The following is a 22,475-nucleotide window of genomic DNA, read 5'->3' as shown; positions in this document are numbered from 1 at the left end:
AGTGAATGCGAATCTGAACAGGGTGTCGAATCCGACGCCGCCGGCCGAGCGGCAGCATGTGTTTCCGCCGCCGCTGGATCGCGATTACCGCGTCGAAGACGGGCGCGTGCTGACGCGCTCGCTCGAAGCGCATGTCGTCGATCACTGCAACCTGACCTGTGCGGAATGCTGCTCGCTGTCGCCGTTGCTGCCCGAGTGGTACGCGAGCCCCGAATCGCTCGAGGCCGATCTGCGCAAGGCGGCGAAGGTGCTGCGCCCGCGCATGTTCAAGCTGGTCGGCGGCGAGCCGCTGCTGCATCCGGCGCTCGTCGAACTTGTCCAGCGGGTGCGCGCCACCGGCATCGCGCCCGTGATCTCCGTCACGACGAACGGCCTGAAGCTCGGCGAGATGACGGACGCGTTCTGGCAGGCAGTGGATGCGCTGACGATCTCGCGCTATCCGAAGCCGGTGCTGTCGCCCGACCTGGTCGCGCACATCGAGCGCCAGGCGGCGCGCTTCGACGTGCGTCTGAACTGGAAGGTGCAGGACGTGTTCACGACGATGAACCGCGCGGAGCCCGGTACCGATCGCGACGCCGCGCAGCGCCTTTATCACGATTGCTGGATACGCGAGCGCTGCCATATGATTCGCGACGGCATGTTCTACACATGCACGCGTCCGGCGCATTTCCATACGCTCTACAAGGGCGAGAAGGATTTTCAAGCCGACGGCCTGCCGCTGCGCGACGACGCGGGCATGCTCGACGCGATGCTCGCCTATCTGCAACGCGAGGCGCCGCTCGAAGCGTGCCTGCATTGCCAGGGCGGCAGCGCGCCGGTGGCGCCGCATCGCATCCTCAAACGCATTGAAGTGGACGCCTTGAAGGCTCGTTATCCATGATCGTCGGCACGCGCGACCTGTTCGGCTTCGACCGGCTTCACTACCATCCACGCAGCGGTGCGACGGCGTCCGGCATCCAGGCCGTCCTGCGCGCAGCGGGGCAACCGGCCGGCGAGCCGGACGCGGCGGCCATCGCGGGCTACCTGAGCGGCGAGCGGCCGATCGACCGCACCGTGCTGCGCGACGTGCGCGCGGTGCCGCCCGGCCATGCGCTGATCCGTTCGCCGCAAGGGCTGACCGTGCAGCCGGCGCCTGAGCGGCCGCGGCACGCCGATCTGGAAACCGTGCTGCGCGCATCGCTGCAGCGTGCGCTCGACAGCGGCAAGCGTGCCGCGCTGGCGTTGAGCGGCGGGCTCGATTCGGCGCTGCTGCTCGCGTTGCTGCGCGAACTCGGTGCGCAGCGGCACGTGACGTCCTACGTGCTCGTGACCGACATGCCGGACTATTGCGAGCGCGATGCCGCACTCGAACTGGCCGAGCAGATGCAGGCGAACGTGAAGATCGTGCGCGCGAACGAGGCCGATTTCGTCGCGGCGCTGCCCAGAACGACGCATGCGGTCGAGGAGCCGATGTTCAACCTGCATCCGGTCGCGAAGCTGCTGCTCGCCGAGGCGATGGCCGCGGACGGCGTCGAGGTGGCCATTACCGGCGACGGCGCGGACCAGGTGCTGCGTCGCGACCGGTCGGCCAACTATCTGCCGCTGTGCCATGCGCTGTTCGACGCGGCGTCGGTCGAGCTGCATCCGCCGTTCGTCGACGATGCCGTCGTCGCGCATCTGATAAGCATCGCGCCCGATCCGGACAAGCAATGCCTGCGCGATCTCGGCGCGCGCCTGAACTTGCCGGACCGGCTCGTGCATGGCCCCAAGCGTGGGCGGCTCGCCCCGGCGATGGACCTCGCGGCGCTGCTCGATCGCGACCGCACGCACGCGCTGGCCGACAAACTGGGTCTGGCCGCACCTGCGCTGCAGACGGACAACGAACGCGTGCTGTGGACGACGCTGTCGCTGATCCTCGATCATTTCGACCACCTCGATGCCGTGCATCGCCCAACCTGAGTCGTTCATGAAACGCATCCTGTTCTGCGTGGTGCCCGAGAAAGGGCACGTCAATCCGTGCATCGGCCCGGCCCAGCATCTGCGCGCCGCCGGTTGCGACGTCGCGTTCTACGCGCCGGCCGATATCAGCGCCCAGCTCGACGGCGCGGGCGGCTTCGCGTTCGTCGGGCCGCGCGAGACGCCCGAGCGTCACGACCTGTCGCGCGGCGCGAGCTTTGCCGCGAACATTCGCGACGCGGGCTGGCTGCGGCACTGGATCCGCACGCTGCTGATCGATCTTGCACCCGCGCAGGTGGACGGCATTCGCGCGGTGCTGCGCGACTGGCAGCCCGACGTGGTCGTGATCGATCCGCTGCTCTATGCGGCGGCGATTGCCGCGGAGCTGGAAGGGCTGCCGTGGGTTTCGATGTCGAATTCGCTGAATCCGGTGCTCCCGGACGATCTCGATTCGGAGCTGCTGCGCACGGTGCGATGGCTCGCGCCGGAACGCACGCGGCTGTTCGCGCGCTACGGGCTCGACGCGTGTTTTCGCGGTTGCGACATCCTGTCGCCGCACCTGACGCTCGCATTCACGACCGACGCGCTGGTCGGTGCGCCGCCGCCCGGCGTCGAGCTGGTCGGCCCGGCAATGCCGTCCGGCCCGCGCGGCGACGAGACGCCGTTTCCGTGGGAGCGCCTCGATGCCGATCGTCCGCTCGTCTACATGTCGCTCGGCAGCCAGCTTTACTACCATCCCGACGTGTTTGCGAAGGTCATCGACGCGGCGCGCGCGACGTCGGCGCAACTGGTGCTGTCGGTGGGCGAACTGGTCGATTCGGATCTGATGCCCGCCAGCGACGAGCGCGTGGTCGCGGTGCGTTACGCGCCGCAACTGGCGCTGCTGCGGCGCACGCACGCGTTCGTCAGTCATGGCGGCGCGAATTCGGTGATGGAGTCGCTTGCCTGCGGCGTGCCGATGCTGCTGTCGCCGTTCTGCAACGACCAGTTCCATTCGGCGCACTTCGTCGAGCGGGCCGGCGCGGGGTGCGTGCTGGATCTGCAGCAGGCCGGCGTGGCGGACATCGCCGATGCGCTCGAACGGCTGTTGCGGCCCGGATCGTTGCGCGAGCGGGCGGCGCGGATCCGCGCGAGCTATGCTGCGCGCGACGGTTCGGCCGAGGCGGCGCGCCTGATCAGCGCACTCGCTTCAGGAAACCGCCGGGCGACAGCGTCATGAGGACGCGGTCCTCGATGTCGTAGTCGACCTCGAACCGGGCGTCGCGGGCGAGGAATTCATGCGCGGCGGTGGCCGGGTTGTTGCCTTTGCCGTACGGCTTGCCGTCGAACATCGACGCGGGCAGGTACTCCATGATGGTGTCCATCACGATCGCATAGCTGCCGGGCGTCACGAGCGGCGCATAGCATTCGAGTTCGCGCAGCACGTGCGCATGGGTGTGCGTGAGATCGAGGATCGCCATCACGCGCGCGCCGTCGCCGATCCGTGCGCGCACCGACGCGAGCGTGTCGGGCGCGCACGATTCGCCTTCGATCAGCGTCATGCGATGGGCGAGCCGGTGCGATTGCAGGCGCTGCCTGACTTCGTCGCGCAGGCGCGGTTCGATCGCGACGACGCGGCCGCTGCCGCCCGCCAGTTCCAGCATCGACGCGGAGAACACGACGCCGCCGCCCGCCGCGATGCCGGTCTGCACGATGCAGTCGGGACGCGTGCGCCAGATCAGTTCCTGGAGCGCGAGCATGTCGCCGGGCAGATGGAAGAAGCGCTCGCCGAGCCAGCGCGTCTGGAACAGATGGTCGAATTCGGCGGCGCGCGTCAGCCATTCGATGTTGATGTCCCGCATGCGGGCCGAGGGACGCTCTGACATGGTCAATGCAACGAGTAGGAGTGACGTGAAAACGCTGGAACCGTGGCTTCACCGGTACTGGAACATCGGGCCGGCGCACCTGCAGGCGCTGGCGTCGGGCCATACTAACAAAACGTATCTCGTCGAGTGCGATGCGGGGCGCGCGGTGCTGCGCGTGTCGTGGTCCGGCAAGGCAGCCGAACAGGTGCGTCGCGAGGCGGCGATGCTCGGCCACCTCCACCACCTCGGCCACCCGCGCTCGGCGCCGAGGCTGCCCATGCTGCCGCGCCTGCGGCCGACCGTGGATATGCAATCCGGTGTGCACCTGCCCGATGGACGCTGGCTGCATCTGTTCGAGCATATCGACGGCAGCCCCGGCCTGCCGGACGATGCGGAGGCGGGCGCGATCGATGCGATGCGTGCGCTTGCGCATCTGCATGCGGCGATGGCGGCGATACCCGCGACCGAATCGGCGCCGCTGGCCTGGCTGTCGGTACGCCACGCCCGCGTAGCGGCGCGTGCCGCTCCGTCGTTGCCGGGTGACTTGAGCGGCCACTACGAGACGATGATTCGTCGGATCGGCGCACATCTCGACGCCGCTGCGCGCTGGCTGACAGGGACGGCGCACTGGCTGCACGGCGATTATCACGCGGGCAATTTGCTGTACGTCGGGCACGCGGTGAACGGTGTGCTCGATTTCGACGATGTCGGGCAGGGCGCACAGTGGCTCGAAGCGGCCTTTGCGCTGTTCGCGCTGTCGCGCGATGCGGGCCGGGACGATCGCTTCGTATTCGATGCGCAGCGCTGGGAGGCCGGCCTGCAAGCCTATGCCGCGACGCGTCCCGATGCCGCACCGGACTGGATGCACGATCGCCGCGATGCGCTGATGGCCCTGTTTTGCGCGGACCAGACGCTGATCCATCTCGAAGCCGCGCAGCGCGGCCTGTGGACGCTGGGGCCCGGCATCGGGTTTCTCGGCGGCTGGCGGCAGTTGCTGGATGGTGCGACGCCCGGGCGCTAGCCGGCTGCTGCGTCAACGCGACCGATTCAGGAACAGGCGCACCGCTTCGACCGTGTTGGGCCGCGCCTCGCCGTGCCGCGATCCGTCGTGCAGGCAGAACAGCACGTCGCGCTGCCGTGCCGCGCTGGCGTCGACATGCGCGCACATCGCGTCGAATAGCGCCTGCGGCGACGGCGCGGGTCGCTGCCAGTCGTCCAGTATCGCGGTCCAGCCCGTGTGTTCGCGCTGCAGCCGCGTCAGCACGCCGGCGCGGTTGTCCTGCGGCATCAGTCCATAAGGCAGGCGCAACGGAATCGTGTCCGGAGCCGGAACACCGGCGCGGCGATAGGCTTCGCGGATCAGCGCGTCGGTCGTCTCGATCTCGTCGATCAGCGCGTTGTCCGCCAGCACGCCGGGCTTCGCGTGCGAATGGGTGTGATTGCCGAGTGCATGGCCGTGACTCGCCATTCTCGCGGCGACGTCGAGCGCGCCTGCGAGATTCTGGCCGAGGAGGAAGAAGGTCGCCTGGCAGGATGCGGCGCGCAGGACGTCGAGCAAGGGGAGCGTCGAAGGGCCGGGGCCGTCGTCGAAACTGAGGCGAATGGACATCGCGGGTGGGTGCGCCTTTCGAGGTGTACCGGACGAACGATAGCGCAAGTCGTGGCGAGCGGCGGCGTGCGCATCCCTTGGCCTGCTAATGGAGCGGCTCGATCGCCAGCGGACAGGTGCCGATCCGGCGCAACCGCGTGCCGGTCCACTCATAGAAGAACCGGGCGGCCTTTGCGTTGCTGTCGTCGCAATCGTCGTTGAAGCAGCCCGCGACGATCAGCAGCCTGCTGTCGGGCCGGAAATCGACGCGCTCGTCGTCGTTGCCCATCACGCCCGCGATGGCCTGCACGCCGGGCATCGTGTAGGTCGCGCCCGTGTACTTGTCGACGATCGCGAAGTTCCGGCAATCCGTTCCGCAACCCCAGATCGCGACCCGGTAGTGGCCGGCAAAATTGGCCGGTTGCGTGAATTCGTCGCGAATGACGGTGCGGTAGAGGCGGGCTGCCTTGCTGGTCAGGCGTGGCGCCGTGACCGGCTTGCGCGGCGCGCTTGCCGCCGGTGCCGGATAGCGGTCGAACGAAGGCGACGGGCAAGGCCGGGCAGTTGTCACCGCAGCGGGGGCCGGCAAGGCAGCCGCTGCCCAGCCGGCAAGCATGGCCGAGGCGCCGGCCGTCAGCAGAAGTCGGTATGCGCGTATCACGCTGTCGTCCTTGCAGGTTCGAGGAACGGGCCGCCGTACGCACGGCGGTCGCGCGTTCGTTTGCCGATGTCGCGGCGGGCAGTGCCCGTCGGCCCGCAGCGCGATTCTATGCGGCTTTGCGCGCGCCGATGGTGCGTTTCGACAGCGTTTACGCTTCGGCTGCGGCGTTGCCGGGCGGGAGGGTGGCGAACGGGCACCGGAAGGATGTCTGCAAGCCGGAATGGCCGTCGGCGTGACGACCGGTACCCGTTCAGGCGTCGCACGCGTCCCGCGCCTCGTCCGTAATCGCCCGTTCCGCGAGCGCGATGTAATCGCCTGCCGCCGTCCGTTCGACTCGCGCATCGACGCGATACGCGCGCCGCAAGTGCGGTGGCGTCAGGACGCCGGCGGGCGTGCCGTCGGCGACGAGGCCGTCGGTGCCGAGCAGTACGAGCCGGTCGCAGAATCGCGACGCGAGATTCAGGTCGTGCAGTGCGACCAGCACGACCGCGCCGCGCCGGCGCGCCGCGTCGCCCACCGCCTCCAGTGCGAGCAGCTGCCAGCGCAGGTCGAGTGCGCTCGTCGGTTCGTCGAGCAGCAGCAGCGGCGTTTCGCGCACGAGTACCTGCGCAAGCCCGACCATCTGCCGTTGCCCGCCCGACAACCGGTCGAGCGGCGACATCGCGAGCGCCTGCAGCCGCAGCCGCTCGAACACCTGCTGGAGGCGCAGGTCGCGCGCGGCGTCGGACAGGCCGGCACAGGTCGCCCGCAATGCACTGCGTACGGCTTCGTAGACGAGCAGCGACGACGGCTGAGGCAACGTCTGCGGCAGATAGCCGACCTGCTGCGTGTGTTCCCGGCGCGAACCGCGCAGCAGATCGAAGCCGTCGAACGCCGCGTGGCCGTGCGCGGCCGCAAGCCGGGCGAGCGCACGCAGCAGGGTCGACTTGCCGACGCCGTTCGGCCCGAGCAGGCCGACCATCGTACCGGGCGCGACGGGCGCGAGCGACAACCTGTCGAGCACGACCCGTGCGCCATAACGCGCGACCAGGCCGTCGATGCACAGCGCGCGTTTATCCATCGAGCCTCCGGCGACGGCTGACGAGGATCATGAAGAGCGGCACGCCGACCAGCGCGGTGATGATCCCGATCGGCAGCGTCACGCCCGGGATCAGCGTCTTGCTGAGCACGGACGCGCCGGCCAGCATGATCGCGCCGGCGAGGGCGGCGCCGGGCAGGTAATAGCGATGCTCGTCGCCGACGAGCAGCCGCGCGACGTGCGGCCCGACGAGGCCCACGAAGCCGATCGTGCCGACGAACGACAGCGCGGTCGCCGACAGCAGGCTGATGCGCGCCAGCGCGACGAGCCGCAGCCGCTCGACCGCGATGCCCATGCTGCGCGCCTGCTCGTCGCCGGCGCGCAGCGCCGTCATCGACGCGACGTCGAAGCTTGCCCACAGCGTGCAGGCGGCGAGCACGCACGACAGCAGCGCGATCTTGCCCCACGTCGCGCGCGCGAGGCTGCCCATGCTCCAGAACACGATCTGCTGGAGCGCATTCGCGTCTGCGAGAAACTGCAGCAGCCACAGCAGCGCCTCGAAGCTGAACATCAGGCCGATGCCGAACAGCACGACGGTTTCCGTCGTCGCGCCGTGTCGCCACGCAAGCCAGACGATCAGCAGCGTCGCGAGGCTCGCGCAGCAGAACGCGCCGAGCGACAGCGCAATGTTCTCGTTCCACAGCACGACGTGCCAGCCCGAGATCACGACAAGCGATGCGCCGACGCTCGCGGCGGCCGACATGCCCAGCGTAAACGGGCTCGCGAGTGGGTTGTTCAGCACGGTCTGCATTTCCGCGCCGGCGAGGCCGAGCGATGCGCCGACCAGCACGGCCATCAGCGCGTACGGGAGGCGCACGTCCCAGAGGATCACGCGCTGCTCGAGCGGCAGCGCGTCCGGCCGGAACAGGCCGGCGACCAGATCCGCGACCGGGAACGGCGACGGGCCGGTGCCGATGTCGACGACGAGCAGGGTGCCGAGCACGCCGGCTAGCAGCAGCAGCGCGCCGACACGGCGTGCGGCCACCGCGCGGTAACGCAGCTTCAGCGATGCGGCGGGCGTGGCGGAAGCGGGTGAGGTAGCGCTCATGCGGCGGCTCCCGCGGCGGGTTCGCCGGCGATGCGCGCGGCGAGCATCGCGCTGGGCACCGCGACGCCGCCGTGATCCTCGCCGTCGATCAGGCGGAACGCGGCGTCGAGACCCGGTCGCGTGCCCACGCGCCGGACGAAATCGCGGGCGGAAGTGACTTGCTTGCGCGCCTGCTGCCGGCGCATGCGTTCGGCATCGGGATTGGGCGCGCCTTCCTCGAGGCTGCCCGCGGTAACGAGTAGCCGCAGCGCGGGCGCAAGCGGCGCCGGTAGCGCGGCGAAGCGCTCCGCATAGGGCAGCAGCGCACGATCGCCCCACCAGATCGACGGGCTCGCCGCGACATAGCGCCCGAACAGGTGCGGGCGCGTCAGCATCGCGTACAGCGTCAGCAACCCGCCGTACGAATGGCCGAAAAGCGTCTGGCGCGCCGGGTCGACGGCAACCTGCCGCGCGAGCCAGGGCTGTACGTCGTGCTCGATGAAATCGAGAAAGCGGTCCGCGGCGAGGCCGTGGCCGTCGGGCAGCGGCGCGAGCGTGTAGTCGTCCGCGCGGGCGGCCATGTCGTACGACGCATCGGTCGTGTAGCCGATGCCGATCACGACCGGCTCGGCGTCGGGTGTGCCGTCAGGCCGCGCGCGGCGGTTGCGGACGAGTTGCGCGGCAAGCGGAAAGAGCGCGTTGCCGTCGAGCACGGTCAGCACCGGATGGCGCGCGGTGCCGGAAGCCCGGGCGGGCAGCGCGACGAATAGCCGGCGGGTCCTGCCGGCGATCGTCACGTCGAACTGCCGGCTGTTCGGCACCTGAACGGCGGGAGCCGCGTCGAGCGCAGGCCAGCCCGACTCATTGGCGGCGAAGGCGGGGCCGACCCGGCTGCCGAACGGGCCCGCGAGGCCGGCGACGAGCAGCGAGCGGCGCAGCGTGGAAGAAGGCGGCAGCATGTCAGGATCCTTCCTGCACCCAGTATTCGCCATCCAGCGGAACGGGCTGGAAGCGCCGCACCATCGTGTCGAACGTGCTGCGCGGATCGAGGTCGGCGAACAGCGCGGGATGCAGCCACTTGGCCATGGCCTGTACCGCGACGACGTTGAACGGCGAGTTGTAGAAGTGATGCCAGATCGCATAGGCCCGGCGCTCGCGGACCGCGCGCAGCGGCGCGATCTGCGGCCGCTGCAGTGACCGGTCCAGCGAGCGGGCGGCGGTGTCCCGCGACACGCCGGCGCCGAGCGCGATGCGCAGTGGCGCGCTTTGCAGCGTCCGGGTCGAGCCGATACCGGTGCCGATGTAGAAATCGGGCTGGCGGCTGAGCAGGTATTCGGGGTTCAGCGTTCCGTGCTCGCCGGGCACGCGGCCCTTCGCGATGTTGTTGCCGCCCGCGGCGTCGAGCAGGCGGCCCATCATGCCCGTCATCGTGTCGCAGCAGTCGCTCGACAGGCCGACGCGGCTTTCGAGGAACACGCTCGGCGCGGCCGGTCTGGCGTTCGCGAGCCGCGTACGGACGAGATCGAACTGCGCTTGCCAGTACGCATTGAAATCCGCTGCGCGCTGTGGCGCGCCGAGAACCTGGCCGAGCAGCGCGATGCTGCGCGTGGTGTTGACGAGCGGATCGTGCCGGAAATCGACGAAGACGATCGCGACGCCGGCGGCTTCGAGCCGCGCGAGCGTCTCGCGGTCGCGCTCGCCGGGGCCGTGACCGCCGCCGAGGCCGAAGATCGCGACCTGCGGACGCAGCGCGAGCGCACGTTCGTCGCTGAAGCTGCCGGATTGCGAGCGGCCGATGCGCGGCACGTCCTTCAGGCGCGGAAAGCGCGCGAGCCATTGCGCGTAGCTGGCCGGGTCGAGCTGTTCGAAATCCCCCATCATGCCGACGAGGCGGCGGGCGGGATCGGCGTCGACGACCGCCAGTGCGGGCAGCAGGCGCCCTTCGCCGAGCAGCACGCGCTCGACGTGTGCGGGAATTCGAACCTGCCGACCGGCGAGGTCGGTCACGGTCGTGTCCGCATGCGCCGCATGCATCACGAGCCAGCCGCACAGCCATGCACCGAACATGGCCCACATTCCACTTGTCTTTCTCACGCGACTCCCGATACGATATAAATGAGAATTGTTCTCATTTGATTGTAACCGAGCAGCGAGGCATCAAGGCATGCAGGCTGTTTGATCCAACGACGAATTAGTTTGTGCGGGCGCATCGCGCACGCGACGGGGGTATCACGACATGACAGCGCAAACGTCAGCTGTTTTCCATTCCGGCGGCACTCGCCACGACGCGCACGTCGCGCACGTCGCAAGGATTCGCGAGGTGCGCCCGGGCTTGCGCATCCATGCGGACGATGCGACCGACGAATTCGATGCGGTGATGTCCGGGCAGTGCGCGCCGGGCCTGCATCTGGTCCTGCTGCTCGAGGGCGCGCTCGACGTGTCGTACGGCGACCGGCGCGTGGTGCTGGCGACCGACGCGCGCCAGGCGATCCGCGCGGCGCAGCCGCGGTCCTCGGTGCGGATGCAGTCGTTCCTGCTCAACGCGGTGCAGCCGGACACGTTCCGAAGGCGGCTCAGCAAGGGCGGCTATGCGCGGCGGCTGAGTCTCGCGATGTCGGGCGAGTGGCTGGGCCATCTGCAGGCCGCGAGCCACGGTGCGCTGCCTGCGCGGCTGGATGCGATGCTGTCCGCGCACCTGGCGATCCGTTTCTGGCACCCTACACCGCGCGCGACCGCGCTGGCCGAGCAGATCGTGCGGCCGCCCGCGTATCAGCCGATGCTGCAGGCGATCTATCTCGAAAGCCGCGTGCTCGAATTGCTCGCCGAGGCGTTCGCGCCGCTCGAGACCGAGGTCGAGGCGGTGCAGGCGCCGGATACGGCGCTGGGCTCGCGCGACTATCGCCGGATGGCGGAGCTGCGCGCGTTTCTGGCGAGCGACGCGGTGCAGGAATTGTCGCTCGAAGACATCGCACGCCACGCGGGAATGAGCGCCAACGCGATGCAGCGCCAGTTCCGCGCCGCCTATGGCACGACGGTGTTCGATTTCATCCGGGAGCACCATCTGCAGCGTGCGCGGCTGGCGCTCGAGCGCGACGCGGTAAGCGTCAAGCAGGCCGCGGCGCTTGCCGGCTATACGAGCGCGGCGAATTTCGCGACCGCCTACAAGCGCCGATTCGGCGTCACGCCGACGCTTGCGCGCCGCAGCGACCGGCGCTGACTGCGCGCCCGGCGCCGCTCAAACGAGTTCGAAGCTTACGCAAAGGTTTCGGCGCATTACATGTTCCATAATGCAAATGAGAATCAGTCACATTAATGGAACATCGAAAGCGCCACCATGTCGAGTCAAGCCGCGTATGCATTGAAGCCGGTCGTCGTTGCCGGCCTGTATCTGATGGGGGTGTCGAGCGCGTGGGCGCAGACGCCCGACCAGTCCGCCGCGTCCGCCACCGTGCAGCCGACCGTTGCCGAGTCGCCGGATCGGGTCGTGCCGAAGGAAATCGTCGTGACGGCGAGCCGTCGCGAGCAGGCCATCCGCGAAGCGCCCGCGAGCATCTCCGTGATCGGGCGCGACGACATCGAGGCGAAGCCCTATACGTCGGTTGCCGAAATCGTCGGCAATGTCGAGGGCGTGAGTGTCGTCGGCGCATCGCCAAACGACCAGGACATTTCGATTCGCGGGATGCCCGGCGAGTACACGCTGCTGCTCGTCGACGGCCGCCGGCAGAACACGCGTGAAACGATGAACCGCGGCAGCTCGGGCGTGCAGTCGAACCTGATGCCGCCGCTGTCCGCGATCGAGCGGATCGAGGTCGTGCGCGGGCCGATGTCGTCGCTGTACGGCGCCGACGCGATGGGCGGCGTGATCAACGTGATCACGCGCAAGGTGCCGAAGCGCTGGGGCGCCTCGATCACGGCCGGCAGCGTGTGGCAGCTCGAATCGGACCAGGGCGATACGCAGAGCGTCGACTTCTGGCTCGGCGGCCCGCTGAAATCCGACGTGCTGGGGCTGCAGGCGTCGGGCCGCCTCCTGCATCGCGGCGAGGACGACATCTATTATCCGAACAGCGGAACGGGCGGCGCGAACGGCCAGCGGATCGGCAGCTTCGACGTGAAGCTGGCGGCGAAGCCCGCGAGCAACCAGGATGTGAGCGTGAACGTCGGGCGCGAGCAGCTCACCTACCTGAGCACGCCGGGCAAGAGCGCGGCGCCGCTCACGCCGCGCACGGCCGCGACGGCGGTGACCGAAACCCGCCACGTGCGCGACTATTGGGGCATCACGCACGACGGCCGCTGGGGGTTCGGCAACACGACGCTGTCGCTCTACGGCGAGCGAGGCGTGCAGGACCAATGGACGCCGGCCGGCCGCGCGGCGACCCGGCCCGCGTTGACCGACACGATTCTCGAAGGCAAGGCCGAGGTGCCGTGGTGGGGCGAGCGCAACATCCTGACGGTCGGCGGCCAGCACATCTGGTCGACGCTGTCCGGCGTGGCCCGCCAGGACGCCGTGCCGCAGGGCCATGCGGCGAACTCCGACCGGATCCGGCGCAATGCGTGGGCGCTGTTCGGCGAAAACGACTACTTTTTCAACGACCGCTTCACGCTGACGACCGGCGTGCGGCTCGATCACGACGATCGCTACGGCAGCCACGTGAGCCCGCGCATCTACGGCGTCTACAAGCTCAGCCGGGCGTGGACGGTGCGCGGCGGCGTGTCGACGGGCTTCCGGCCGCCTTCGCTGCGCCAGAGCACCGGCGGCTACTGCATGACGTCGGGCGGCGCGGCCGGCGCGGTGCCCGGCACGCTATGCGGCAATCCGGACCTCAAGCCCGAGACCAGCCTGACCGAGGAACTCGGCGTGCGCTACGACCTGGGCGACACCTATGCCGGGCTGACGCTGTTCAACAACCTCTTCAAGAACAAGGTGTCGAGCTACGACACGGGCAAACCGGATCCGCGCTCGCCGGGCCGCAACCTCTACGTGTACGACAACATCGACCGGGTCAAGCTGTACGGGCTCGAGCTCGGCGCGGGCACGCGCGTGCTGCGCACGCTGAAGGTGTCGGGCGCCTATACGCTGACCCAGTCACGCCGCGAAGGCAGCGGCGAGAAGGCGTTCAACGGCAGCTCGCTCGACGGCTATCCGCTCGACAAGACGCCGAAGCACAAATTCAACGTGCAGGTCGACTGGACGCCAACGGCGAAGCTCGACCTGTATGCGACCGCGAACTACATCGGCAGCGAATACTGGGCGGCGTTCCGCAACGGCGCGCAGGGCGTGCGCGAACGGCCGTCGACGACGACCTTCGACCTCGGCGGCCGCTACCGGATCGACAAGCGCTTCTCCGTCAACTTCGCCGTGCTGAACCTGACCAACAAAATGGTGCCGATCGACGACCGCACGCGCACGACCGGCCTGAGCGGCAACTGGCTGGTCGACCAGGGGCGCCGCGTCGCGGTGAGCCTCACGGCTGAAATGTGAGGGCATGGCCGGCGCAGGGGCCGGCCCGTTCAATCTGGAGGTCAATACCATGAATGCAATATCCCGTCCTTCCGATCTATTAGTAGCCCATAACATATGGGATCTGTATCGTACCGATACGCCGCTGTTTCTCGCGACGCCGGCCCATACGCTGCTCGCGGCCGATGCGGCGCAAGCCATCCCGCACGCGGATGAGCCGCTGGCCGAACGCGTAACGACGGCGCTGCGTCGTGCGCAGGCGCAAGGGCATGCCGGTGCGGCCGTAGTCGGTGCCGTGCCGTTCGACGCCGATGCACCGGCTGCACTGCGGGTCGCGCGCACGATGCTGCGTGCGGCGCCGCTCGGCGCGCCGCACGCACCGGCGCCGTCCGCAATACGTCATGCGACGCGCGAGGTGCCGCCGGCGAATGCCTATGCGGACGCCGTGGCACACGCGGTCGCGCGCATCCGGGCAGGCGAACTCGACAAGGTCGTGCTGGCCCGCACGCTCGAAGTCGTCGGCGAGCAGCCGGTCGAAATCGCGCCGCTGGTCGCGCGTCTCGCCGCTCATAACCCGCACGGCTATACGTTCTCGATCGATCTCGGTGCGGGCCGCACGCTGTTGGGCGCAAGCCCGGAGCTGCTCGTAAACCGATTCGGCGGCGTCGTGCGCGCGAATCCGCTGGCAGGCTCCGCGCCGCGCAGCCGCGATCCCGTCGAGGATCGTCGCCGTGCGCAGGCGCTGCTGGATTCGGTCAAGGATCTCGACGAACACCGCGTCGTCGTGGAGGCGGTACGGGACAGTCTCGCACCATTCTGCAGATATCTCGACGTGCCGTCGCGGCCGTCGCTGATTCATACGGAAACGATGTGGCACCTGTCTACCGAGGTGCGCGGAGAAACCGAGGCGGATGCGCTGACGCTCGCGCTTGCGCTGCATCCGACGCCCGCGGTGTGCGGTGCGCCGCGGGCCGCGGCCCGTGCCTGCATTCGCGATGCCGAGCCGTTCGATCGCGGCTTCTATGCGGGGATGCTCGGCTGGGTCGATGTGCGCGGCGACGGCGAATGGGTCGTGACGATTCGCTGCGCGGAAGCTTTCGACCGCACGCTGCGGCTTTACGCGGGGGCGGGCGTCGTCGCCGGGTCGACGCCCGACGGCGAGCGGGCGGAAACGGCCGCCAAGTTCGGAACGATGCTGGATGCACTGGGGATTCGACGCGATGCCGCATCGGGCGGCGAGCGGGAGGCGGCGTGACGGGCGCACACGGCACGCCGTGGCCGGCCGCGCTGGCCGACACGTACAGGAACAAGGGCTATTGGCAGGGTGAGTCGTTCGCGCAGTGGCTCGATGCGCGCGTCGAGCAATTCGCTGGACGGACGGCACTCGTGCAGGGCGACCTCCGGTGGTCGTACCGGACGCTCGCGCTCGAGGCGCAACGGATCGCCTGCGCACTGAGCGCGGCGGGTATTGCGCGAGGCGATCGCGTGGTGCTGCAACTGCCGAACTGCGTCGCGTTTTTCGCGACGACGTTCGCGTTGTTCAGCATCGGCGCGCTGCCGATATTCGCGTTGCCCGCGCATCGCCGTCGAGAGATCGGGTTCTTCTGTCGGCACGCGGGCGCGGTGGCGTATATCGCGGCGGAACGTCACGACGGTTTCGACTACCGGTCGCTTGCGCACGACGTGCGGGCCGACGCACCGACGCTGAAGCAGGTGCTGTTCACGACGCCGGGCAACGCAGGGCTCGATCTTCCCGATGCGCGGGACGCTGCCTTGCCGCCGGGGCCGGCCGCGCACGACGTGGCTTTCCTGCAGCTCTCGGGCGGCAGCACGGGCACGCCGAAACTGATTCCGCGCACGCATGACGATTACCTGTACAGCGTGCGCGAGAGCGCGCGCATCTGCGGGTTGAGCGATCGCAGCGTCTATCTTGCCGCGCTGCCGGCCGCGCACAACTACGCGCTCAGTTCGCCCGGTTCGCTGGGGGTGTTCCATGCTGGCGGCACGGTCGTGCTATGCGACAGCGCCAGCCCGGACGTGGCGTTCGACCTGATCGAGCGTGAACGCGTGAACGTGGTCGCGCTGGTGCCGCCGCTCGTGAGCGTCTGGCTGAGCGCGGCCGCGCGGCGCGGGGGCGCGCCGGCGAGCCTCGAACTCGTGCAGGTCGGCGGCGCGCGATTCGATCCGGCGCTGGCGGCGCGCGCGGCGGACGGGTTCGGCGCGCAGCTCCAGCAGGTATTCGGGATGGCGGAAGGGCTCGTCAACTACACGCGGCCGGGCGATCCGCGCGACGTCGTGATAGCCACGCAGGGCCGGCCGATCTCGCCGGACGATGAAATTCTCGTGGTCGACGACGACGATCGTCCGGTGGCGCCGGGCGAGACCGGTCACCTGCTGACCCGCGGCCCGTACACGATCCGCGGCTACTACGACGCGCCGGCGCACAACGCGCGTGCGTTCACGGCGGACGGTTTCTACCGAACCGGCGATCGCGTGCGCGTGACCGAGGGCGGCTATCTCGTCGTCGAAGGCCGGGCGAAGGATCAGATCAATCGCGGCGGCGAGAAGATTTCCGCGGAAGAAATCGAACACCTGCTGCTTGCCCATCCGGGCGTCGTCGACGCGGCGCTGGTGCCGATGCCGGACCCGTATCTCGGCGAGCGCAGTTGCGCCTACGTCATTCGCGGCGCCGCTTCGCCGAGCGCGGCCGATCTCGTGCGGTTCGTCCGCGAGCAGGGTGTCGCGACCTACAAGGTGCCGGACCGGATCGAGTTCATCGATGCATTCCCGAAGACGCCGGTAGGCAAGATCGACAAGCGGGCGTTGCGGCAGCGCATCGCCGATTCCCTGGCCGCCTCGGCGTGATCCGCGCCGCGGCGGCATTTCCGAACTCCTGATTTTTCCTACCCATTCCATCATGGCCATTCCGAAAATCGCTTCCTATCCGATGCCGGCCGACATGCCGGCCAACCGCGTGACCTGGCGGTTCGAGCCGCATCGCGCGGCGCTGCTCGTGCACGACATGCAGGACTACTTCCTCGATTTCTACGATCGCGGTGCGGCGCCGGTGCCGACCTTGCTGGCTCGCGTACGGCGCCTGATCGATTTCGCGCACGCAGCGGGAATGCCGGTCTACTACACCGCGCAGCCGGCGACCCAGGCGCCGGCGGATCGCGCGCTGCTGACCGACATGTGGGGCCCGGGCCTGACCGGGCAACCGGCGCACGCCGCGATCCACGAGGCCGTCGCGCCGGCGTCCGGCGACATCGTGCTCGACAAGTGGCGCTACAGCGCGTTCCGGCGCTCGGATCTCGAAGCCCGGCTGCGCGAGCAGGGGCGCGACCAGCTTGCGATCTGCGGGATCTACGCGCACATCGGCTGCCTCATGACCGCGTGCGACGCGTTCATGCGCGACATCAAGCCGTTCTTCGTCGGCGATGCGCTGGCGGATTTCTCCGAGCGCGAGCACCGGATGGCGCTCGACTACGTCGCGGGGCGCTGCGGCAGCGTCGTGTCGACCGACACGCTCGTCGCCGCCGCGCGCGGCGATGCCGCGACGCCGATGCTCGACGAGGTCGTGCGGCTGGTTGCCGAGAGCCTGCGCGTGCCGGCCGCGGAATTGCGCGTGGACGCCAACCTCGTCGATTGCGGCGTCGACTCGATCCGCATGATGACGTTCGTCGAGCGGTGGCGGGCCGATGGGCACGACGTGACGTTCGTGCAGCTTGCCGAGCAGCCGACGCTCGAGGCGTGGGCACGCCTGCTGCAACAACGCGCCGCGCTGGTGCCGGCATGACGATGCACGCAGGGCTCGACACGCGTGCGGCGCCGTTCGTCAGCACCGCGGAAGTCAGGCTTGCGCAGGCCGAACGCGTGCTGTTCAAACTGTGCAAGCACTACGCGATCAAGGTGCCCGTCGTGTTCGACGCGCACCGCGCAACCGTCGATTTTCCTTACGGAACCTGCCGGATGCAGCGTACCGACGATCTGGTGCGGATACGCTGCGAAGCCGATTCGGCCGACAAGCTCGCACAGATCCAGTACGTGATGGACGAGCATCTGGTGCTGATGTCGCGCAATCGCGAACTCGTGATTGCGTGGCAGCGCGCGGACTGACCGCGTGCGGTTCCGGTTCAACGTTTATTCGCGATACCTTCATTCATGCAACTCGAAGAACGACCGATGCGCGCGACGTCCGCGCAATACGGAATCTGGGTCGCGCAGCAGGTCGATCCGGACGATCCGGGCTACCTGACGGCCGAAATCGTCGAACTCGACGGCGCACTCGACGCCGACGCGCTGACCGGGAGCGTCGAGGCGGTACTCGATCATGCCGACGCGCTGCACATGCGCTTCGCGTGGGCGGACGACCGGCTCTGGCAAATCCGCCGTGCGTCGAATACGCGTCTGCCGCTCGTGGACCTGTCGGCGCAAGCCGAGCCGGAGCAGGCGGCGCACCGCTGGATCAAGGCGTCGCTGGCGGTGTGCTGCGACGTGAGGTCCGATCCGCTGTATCGCACCGCGCTGCTGAAGCTGTCGCCGACACGGCACTGGTGGTATCTGCAGGTTCATCACATCGCGCTCGACGGCTTCGGCTACGGGCTGCTGCAGCAGGCCGTCGCCGCCCGCTACAGCGCATGCGTCGGCCATGCGCCGCCGCCGGCGTTGCCCGACTGGCGCGTGGATCGCGTCGTCGACGCCGAAGCGCGTTATCGCGAGGGCGGCGGCTTCGATACCGATCGCGCGTTCTGGCGCGAGCATCTGCGCGACGTGCCCGCGCCGCTCGTGCTCGCGCCGAAACAGGACATCGCCAGCGACGCGCTGCGGGTCACGCGCGTCGTCGACGGCAGCCGGCTGGCCGCGCTCAGGCAAGCCGCCGAGCGCGCGGACGTCGACTGGAACGCGTGGCTGCTGTGCGCGACCGGAATCTGGCTGGCCCGGCAGGGCGGCCAGCGCGACCTGACGCTCGGGCTGCCGGTGATGAACCGTCTCGGCACGCCCGCGCTCGGCGTGCCGTGCATGGCGATGAACATCGTGCCGTTTCGCGTGCATGTCGACGCGGGCCATTCGCCGGGCGATCTCGCGCGCGCCTGTGCGGCGCAGCTGCGCGCGATCCGGCCGCACCTGTATTACCGCTACGGCTGGATTCGCGGCGATCTGGGTCTGCTCGAGGGCAATGCTTTCCTGTTCAACCAGGCCGTCAACGTGATGCCGTTCGAGCGGCAGGTCGCGTTCCGCGGGCTGGCGAGCGATACGCGCGCGGTGAGCGGCGGGCCGGTGAGGGACCTGAACGTGACGCTTGCCGTGCGCGGCGGCGCATGGCATTTGACGCTCGAGGCGAATCCGAACGCGTACGACGCCGCTACGCTGGCGGGCTACGCACAGGCCTTCCTGCGCTGGCTCGACACGTTCGCCGCCTGCGCGGAGAACGAACCGGTCGCGCGTCTGCTGGACGACATACCGGCGCCGTCGATCGTGCGCGGCCCGCCGCTGCCCGGGCCGCACGACGACGTACTCGCGCTGATCGAGCGCGCCGCCGGCACGACGCATGCACGCACGGCGATCGAAGCTGGGGATCGTCGCGTCGACTATCGGACGTTGCTCGCCGATACCGACGCGCTGGCGGCCGAGCTTGCGCGGCGCGGCGTGACGCGTGAGACACGCGTGGCGATCGCGGCGCCGCGCGCGCCGGACGTGATCGCGGCCATGCTGGCCGTGCTGAAGCTCGGCGCCGTCGTCGTGCCGCTCGATCCGGACGGGCCGCCGCAACGGACGGCCGCGATGCTGGCGGACGCGGCGCCCGCGCTCGTGATGACGCGCGGCGCGCATCGTGCATGCGCGGGTGCGTATCCGGTGCTCGATCTCGATGCGGCGCGCGTGCCGGCGATGTGTCCCGCCTCGACACCGGACGAACCGGTATCGGACTCGCTGCCTGCGTATCTGTTGTACACGTCGGGGTCGACCGGCCGCCCGAACGGTGTGCTGATCGGACGCGGCGCGCTCGCGCAGTTCGTCGCGAGCACGCGCGGGTTGTATCGCATCGGGCCTGGCGACCGCGTGCTGCAGTTCGCGCCGCTGCATTTCGACGCGAGTTTCGAGGAGATCTTCGCGACGCTCTGCCATGGCGCGACGCTCGTGCTGCGGGACGACGCGATGCTCGATTCGGTCGAGACGTTCACGGCCGAAGTGGAGCGGCGCGGGATTACCGTGCTCGATCTGCCGACCGCGTACTGGCACGTACTCGCGCATGCGCTCGACGCGCGTCATGCGCGTCGGCTCGAGCGCGTGCGCCTGACGATCATCGGCGGCGAGGCTGCATTGCCGGAGCGAATCCGGCGCTGGCGCACGCACCTGCCGCATCGGGCGCTGCTCAACACCTACGGGCCGACCGAGGCGACGATCATTGCGACCGCGGCGTGCGTCGGCGGCCCGGATGCGATCTGGCGGGACGGCGAGCCGGTGCCGATCGGCACCCCGCGCGCGGGTGTCGACGTGTGCATCGTCGACGAGCGCGGATACCCGGTTGCCGAGGGGCGCACGGGCGAACTGATGCTGAGCGGCGGCGGTCTGGCGCTTGCGTATGCCGGCAATCCCGCGCTGACGTCGGAGCGGTTCGTGACCTTGCCGCGCGGCGGCCGGCGGGCGTACCGCACCGGCGATCTCGCGACGCTGCGTGACGGCCGGCTGTATTTCGACGGCCGGATCGATCACGAAGTGAAGATCAGCGGCGTGCGCATCGACCCGTGCGAGATCGAGGACGCGCTGCTGCGCGTGCCGGACGTGCGCGAGGCGGCGGTGGTCGCATCGCGCAGCGGGGCGGGTACCGTGACGCTCGCGGCGTTCGTCGCCGGGCCGGCCGAAGCCGCCGCGTTGCGTACGCAACTCGCGCAGCGCCTGCCTGCCGCCGCGATTCCGGATCGTTGCCATGTGCTCGAGCGGCTGCCGCGCAACGCGAACGGCAAGATCGATCGCCAGGCGCTGCAGCGGTTCGATGCGCGGCGCGATGACGCGGCCGACGATCCGCGCACCGGCGCGCTCGAGCGGCAGGTGATGGCCGTGTGGCGCAACGTACTCGGCGACGTCGCGCTCACGCCGGACGCCAACTTCTTCGACATCGGCGGCAAGTCGCTGCAGGCGATGCAGGCGAGCGCAAGGCTCGCGACGGAGCTCGGGCGGGACGTGCCCGTATCGATGCTGTTCCGGCATCCGACCATCGCGGCGCTGACTGCCGCATTGCGCACGCCGCTGCCGTATCGGCCGCGCACCGAACGCCATGCGTTCGCCCCGCACCTGGCGATCCAGACGGCCGCGGGGGATGCCCCGCGGCTCGTCTGCATTCATCCGGCCGACGGTCTCGCGTGGAGCTACCTGCGTCTCGCGGCCTACCTGCCCGACGCGACGGTCGACGGACTGCAGCTCTGCGTCGACGATACGCGCGGCGCGGCCGATTTCGACGCACTCGTCGAGACCTATGTGCGACGCGTACGGGCGCTTCAACCGGATGGCCCGTATCACCTGCTCGGCTGGTCGCTCGGCGGCGCGCTCGCGTATGGCGTCGCAGCCGCGCTGGCGAGCGACGGCTGCCCGGTCGGCACGGTCGCGCTGATGGACAGCTATCCGTCGTCGGCATGGGCGGCGCAGCCGCAGCCGGTACGCGGCGACGCACTGCGGATCCTGCTGACGGTCAATGGCGACTTCGATACGGCGGAACTGTCCGACGCGGTGCTGCGGCAGCGCCTGCTGCGCGCGGGCAGCCCGTTCGCGACGCTCGGCGGCGCGGGCCTCGACGCATTCGTCGAGGCCACGCTGCGGCAGATGCGGCAGTTCCGGGCGGCGTCGACACCACGCTACGACGGCGACTTGCTGCTCTTCAACGCGACCCGCAAGCGACGCGGCACGCCGTCGCCCGAGAGCTGGGACGCGCACCGGCCTCCCGCGTCGACGATCTGCGTGGCGCTCGACTGCTCGCACGACGGGATGTCGGATCCTGAACCGATGGCGGCGATCGGCGCCGTCCTGACCGAACGGCTCGCCTCATGGGCGGGCCCGGCGCTTCAAGCACGGAATTCGAATCGATGAACAGTAAAACGAACCTGACTTTTCCGGCCGGCGTGGCCATCGTGACCGGTGCGGCGCGAGGGATCGGCGCCGCGGTTGCGCGTGCGCTCGCCGAACTCGGTGTCGACGTGGCCGCGTTCGATGCGGACGGCGACGCACTGGCGCGCGCCGTGGCCGATCGCCGGCCGGCGCCCGGGCGCATGCATGCATTCGAGGTCGATGTCGCCGACGCGCATGCCGTGCGCACGGCGGTCGAGCGAGTGGAAGCGTCCGTCGGTCCGATCGGGATGCTCGCGAACGTCGCCGGTGTGTTGCGACTGGCGAGCACGACGTCGCTGACGGACGACGACTGGGCGCATTGCTTCGGGGTGAACGCGCACGGCGTGTTCCACCTGTCGCGGGCGGTCGCGCCGCACATGATCGCGCGGGGGGCGGGCAGCATCGTGACCGTCGGCTCGAACGCGGCGCTCGTGCCGCGCACGCAGATGGCCGCGTATGCGGCATCGAAGGCGGCCGCTCACCAGTTCACCCGTTGTCTCGGGCTCGAGCTGGCCGGCCACGGCATTCGCTGCAATATCGTCGCACCGGGCTCGACCGATACGCCGATGCAGCGCCAGCTATGGACGGGCCCCGAAGGGCCGGCGGGCGTCATCGGCGGGTCGCTCGGCACCTATCGAACCGGTATTCCGCTCGGCCGCATCGCGGCTCCCGACGATATTGCCGAAGCCGTGCTGTTCCTGCTGTCCGACGCGTCGCGCCACGTCACGCTGCACACGCTGTGCGTGGACGGCGGCGCGACACTGGGTGTGTGAGGCGCGATCGGTTG

General features: G+C 69.4%; 19 protein-coding genes. 12 read left to right on the top strand and 7 right to left on the bottom strand.

Annotation, left to right across the window (positions count from 1 at the left end):
- Nucleotide 1: 1 nt before the first annotated feature.
- The 3 genes from HWX36_RS26730 to HWX36_RS26720 are packed head-to-tail and all read left to right on the top strand — an operon-like array spanning nucleotide 2 to nucleotide 3,154.
- Nucleotides 2-880: a 4Fe-4S cluster-binding domain-containing protein gene (locus HWX36_RS26730; RefSeq protein ID WP_175956230.1), complete on the top strand. Its 879-nt coding sequence runs from the start codon at nucleotides 2-4 to the stop codon at nucleotides 878-880.
- On the top strand, nucleotides 877-1,938 hold the full coding sequence (locus HWX36_RS26725) for an asparagine synthase-related protein (protein ID WP_175956228.1): 1,062 nt from the start codon (nucleotides 877-879) through the stop codon (nucleotides 1,936-1,938). The genes HWX36_RS26730 and HWX36_RS26725 overlap by 4 nt, the downstream gene beginning before the upstream one ends.
- A 7-nt stretch (nucleotides 1,939-1,945) precedes the next feature.
- Nucleotides 1,946-3,154, top strand: coding sequence for a glycosyltransferase (locus HWX36_RS26720; RefSeq protein ID WP_175956226.1), 1,209 nt, complete (start codon nucleotides 1,946-1,948; stop codon nucleotides 3,152-3,154).
- Here HWX36_RS26720 and HWX36_RS26715 read toward each other — a convergent pair.
- A complete protein-coding gene (locus HWX36_RS26715; protein WP_175956224.1) occupies nucleotides 3,111-3,800 on the bottom strand; it encodes a CmcI family methyltransferase in 690 nt (229 codons plus the stop codon). The genes HWX36_RS26720 and HWX36_RS26715 overlap by 44 nt on opposite strands.
- Before the next feature lie 25 nt (nucleotides 3,801-3,825).
- On the opposite strand from HWX36_RS26715, the gene HWX36_RS26710 reads away from it, so the two are divergent.
- Nucleotides 3,826-4,800 (top strand): phosphotransferase, encoded by a 975-nt coding sequence (locus HWX36_RS26710; protein WP_244136522.1) that lies wholly within the window; start codon nucleotides 3,826-3,828, stop codon nucleotides 4,798-4,800.
- Nucleotides 4,801-4,812: 12 nt separating this feature from the next.
- On the opposite strand, the gene HWX36_RS26705 is transcribed toward HWX36_RS26710, so the two are convergent.
- The 6 genes from HWX36_RS26705 to HWX36_RS26680 form a co-directional block, all read right to left on the bottom strand.
- The gene (locus HWX36_RS26705; RefSeq protein ID WP_175956220.1) at nucleotides 4,813-5,388 is read right to left on the bottom strand and encodes a polysaccharide deacetylase family protein; all 576 of its coding nucleotides are present in this window, start codon (nucleotides 5,386-5,388) and stop codon (nucleotides 4,813-4,815) included.
- 85 nt (nucleotides 5,389-5,473) lie between these two features.
- Complete coding sequence (locus tag HWX36_RS26700; RefSeq protein WP_175956218.1) at nucleotides 5,474-6,028, bottom strand: hypothetical protein; 555 nt, start codon at nucleotides 6,026-6,028, stop codon at nucleotides 5,474-5,476.
- Between the two features lie 250 nt (nucleotides 6,029-6,278).
- Nucleotides 6,279-7,088, bottom strand: coding sequence for an ABC transporter ATP-binding protein (locus tag HWX36_RS26695; RefSeq protein WP_175956217.1), 810 nt, complete (start codon nucleotides 7,086-7,088; stop codon nucleotides 6,279-6,281).
- Nucleotides 7,081-8,154 carry an iron ABC transporter permease gene (locus HWX36_RS26690; protein WP_175956216.1) on the bottom strand — a complete coding sequence of 358 codons (1,074 nt, stop codon included), beginning with the start codon at nucleotides 8,152-8,154 and terminating at the stop codon, nucleotides 7,081-7,083. The genes HWX36_RS26695 and HWX36_RS26690 overlap by 8 nt, the downstream gene beginning before the upstream one ends.
- On the bottom strand, nucleotides 8,151-9,092 hold the full coding sequence (locus HWX36_RS26685; protein ID WP_175956215.1) for an alpha/beta hydrolase-fold protein: 942 nt from the start codon (nucleotides 9,090-9,092) through the stop codon (nucleotides 8,151-8,153). Before HWX36_RS26685 ends, HWX36_RS26690 begins: the two co-directional genes overlap by 4 nt.
- A gap of 1 nt (nucleotide 9,093) precedes the next feature.
- Complete coding sequence (locus tag HWX36_RS26680; RefSeq protein WP_244136521.1) at nucleotides 9,094-10,200, bottom strand: ABC transporter substrate-binding protein; 1,107 nt, start codon at nucleotides 10,198-10,200, stop codon at nucleotides 9,094-9,096.
- A gap of 169 nt (nucleotides 10,201-10,369) precedes the next feature.
- On the opposite strand from HWX36_RS26680, the gene HWX36_RS26675 reads away from it, so the two are divergent.
- From HWX36_RS26675 to HWX36_RS26640, 8 genes are all read left to right on the top strand, one after another.
- Nucleotides 10,370-11,350 carry a helix-turn-helix transcriptional regulator gene (locus HWX36_RS26675; protein ID WP_175956213.1) on the top strand — a complete coding sequence of 327 codons (981 nt, stop codon included), beginning with the start codon at nucleotides 10,370-10,372 and terminating at the stop codon, nucleotides 11,348-11,350.
- A 117-nt stretch (nucleotides 11,351-11,467) separates the two neighbouring features.
- Nucleotides 11,468-13,612: a TonB-dependent receptor gene (locus tag HWX36_RS26670; RefSeq protein WP_175956212.1), complete on the top strand. Its 2,145-nt coding sequence runs from the start codon at nucleotides 11,468-11,470 to the stop codon at nucleotides 13,610-13,612.
- Nucleotides 13,613-13,661: 49 nt separating this feature from the next.
- Nucleotides 13,662-14,846: an isochorismate synthase gene (locus HWX36_RS26665; protein WP_175956210.1), complete on the top strand. Its 1,185-nt coding sequence runs from the start codon at nucleotides 13,662-13,664 to the stop codon at nucleotides 14,844-14,846.
- The gene (locus tag HWX36_RS26660; protein WP_175956208.1) at nucleotides 14,843-16,456 is read left to right on the top strand and encodes a (2,3-dihydroxybenzoyl)adenylate synthase; all 1,614 of its coding nucleotides are present in this window, start codon (nucleotides 14,843-14,845) and stop codon (nucleotides 16,454-16,456) included. The genes HWX36_RS26665 and HWX36_RS26660 overlap by 4 nt, the downstream gene beginning before the upstream one ends.
- A 52-nt stretch (nucleotides 16,457-16,508) precedes the next feature.
- Nucleotides 16,509-17,387 (top strand): isochorismatase family protein, encoded by an 879-nt coding sequence (locus HWX36_RS26655; RefSeq protein WP_175956206.1) that lies wholly within the window; start codon nucleotides 16,509-16,511, stop codon nucleotides 17,385-17,387.
- Nucleotides 17,384-17,707 carry a DUF2218 domain-containing protein gene (locus tag HWX36_RS26650; RefSeq protein ID WP_175956204.1) on the top strand — a complete coding sequence of 108 codons (324 nt, stop codon included), beginning with the start codon at nucleotides 17,384-17,386 and terminating at the stop codon, nucleotides 17,705-17,707. The genes HWX36_RS26655 and HWX36_RS26650 overlap by 4 nt, the downstream gene beginning before the upstream one ends.
- A gap of 45 nt (nucleotides 17,708-17,752) precedes the next feature.
- Entirely contained in the window at nucleotides 17,753-21,670 is a 3,918-nt protein-coding gene (locus HWX36_RS26645) for a non-ribosomal peptide synthetase (RefSeq protein WP_175956195.1), read from the top strand.
- Nucleotides 21,667-22,461 (top strand): 2,3-dihydro-2,3-dihydroxybenzoate dehydrogenase, encoded by a 795-nt coding sequence (locus HWX36_RS26640; protein ID WP_175956193.1) that lies wholly within the window; start codon nucleotides 21,667-21,669, stop codon nucleotides 22,459-22,461. Before HWX36_RS26645 ends, HWX36_RS26640 begins: the two co-directional genes overlap by 4 nt.
- The last annotated feature ends 14 nt before the right edge of the window (nucleotides 22,462-22,475 follow it).

It is taken from the genome of Burkholderia sp. BCC0405 (genome assembly GCF_902833075.1).
Taxonomy (GTDB): Bacteria; Pseudomonadota; Gammaproteobacteria; order Burkholderiales; family Burkholderiaceae; genus Burkholderia.
Note: the sequence above shows the minus strand (reverse complement) of the source record. Positions and strands in the feature narration are given on the sequence as shown.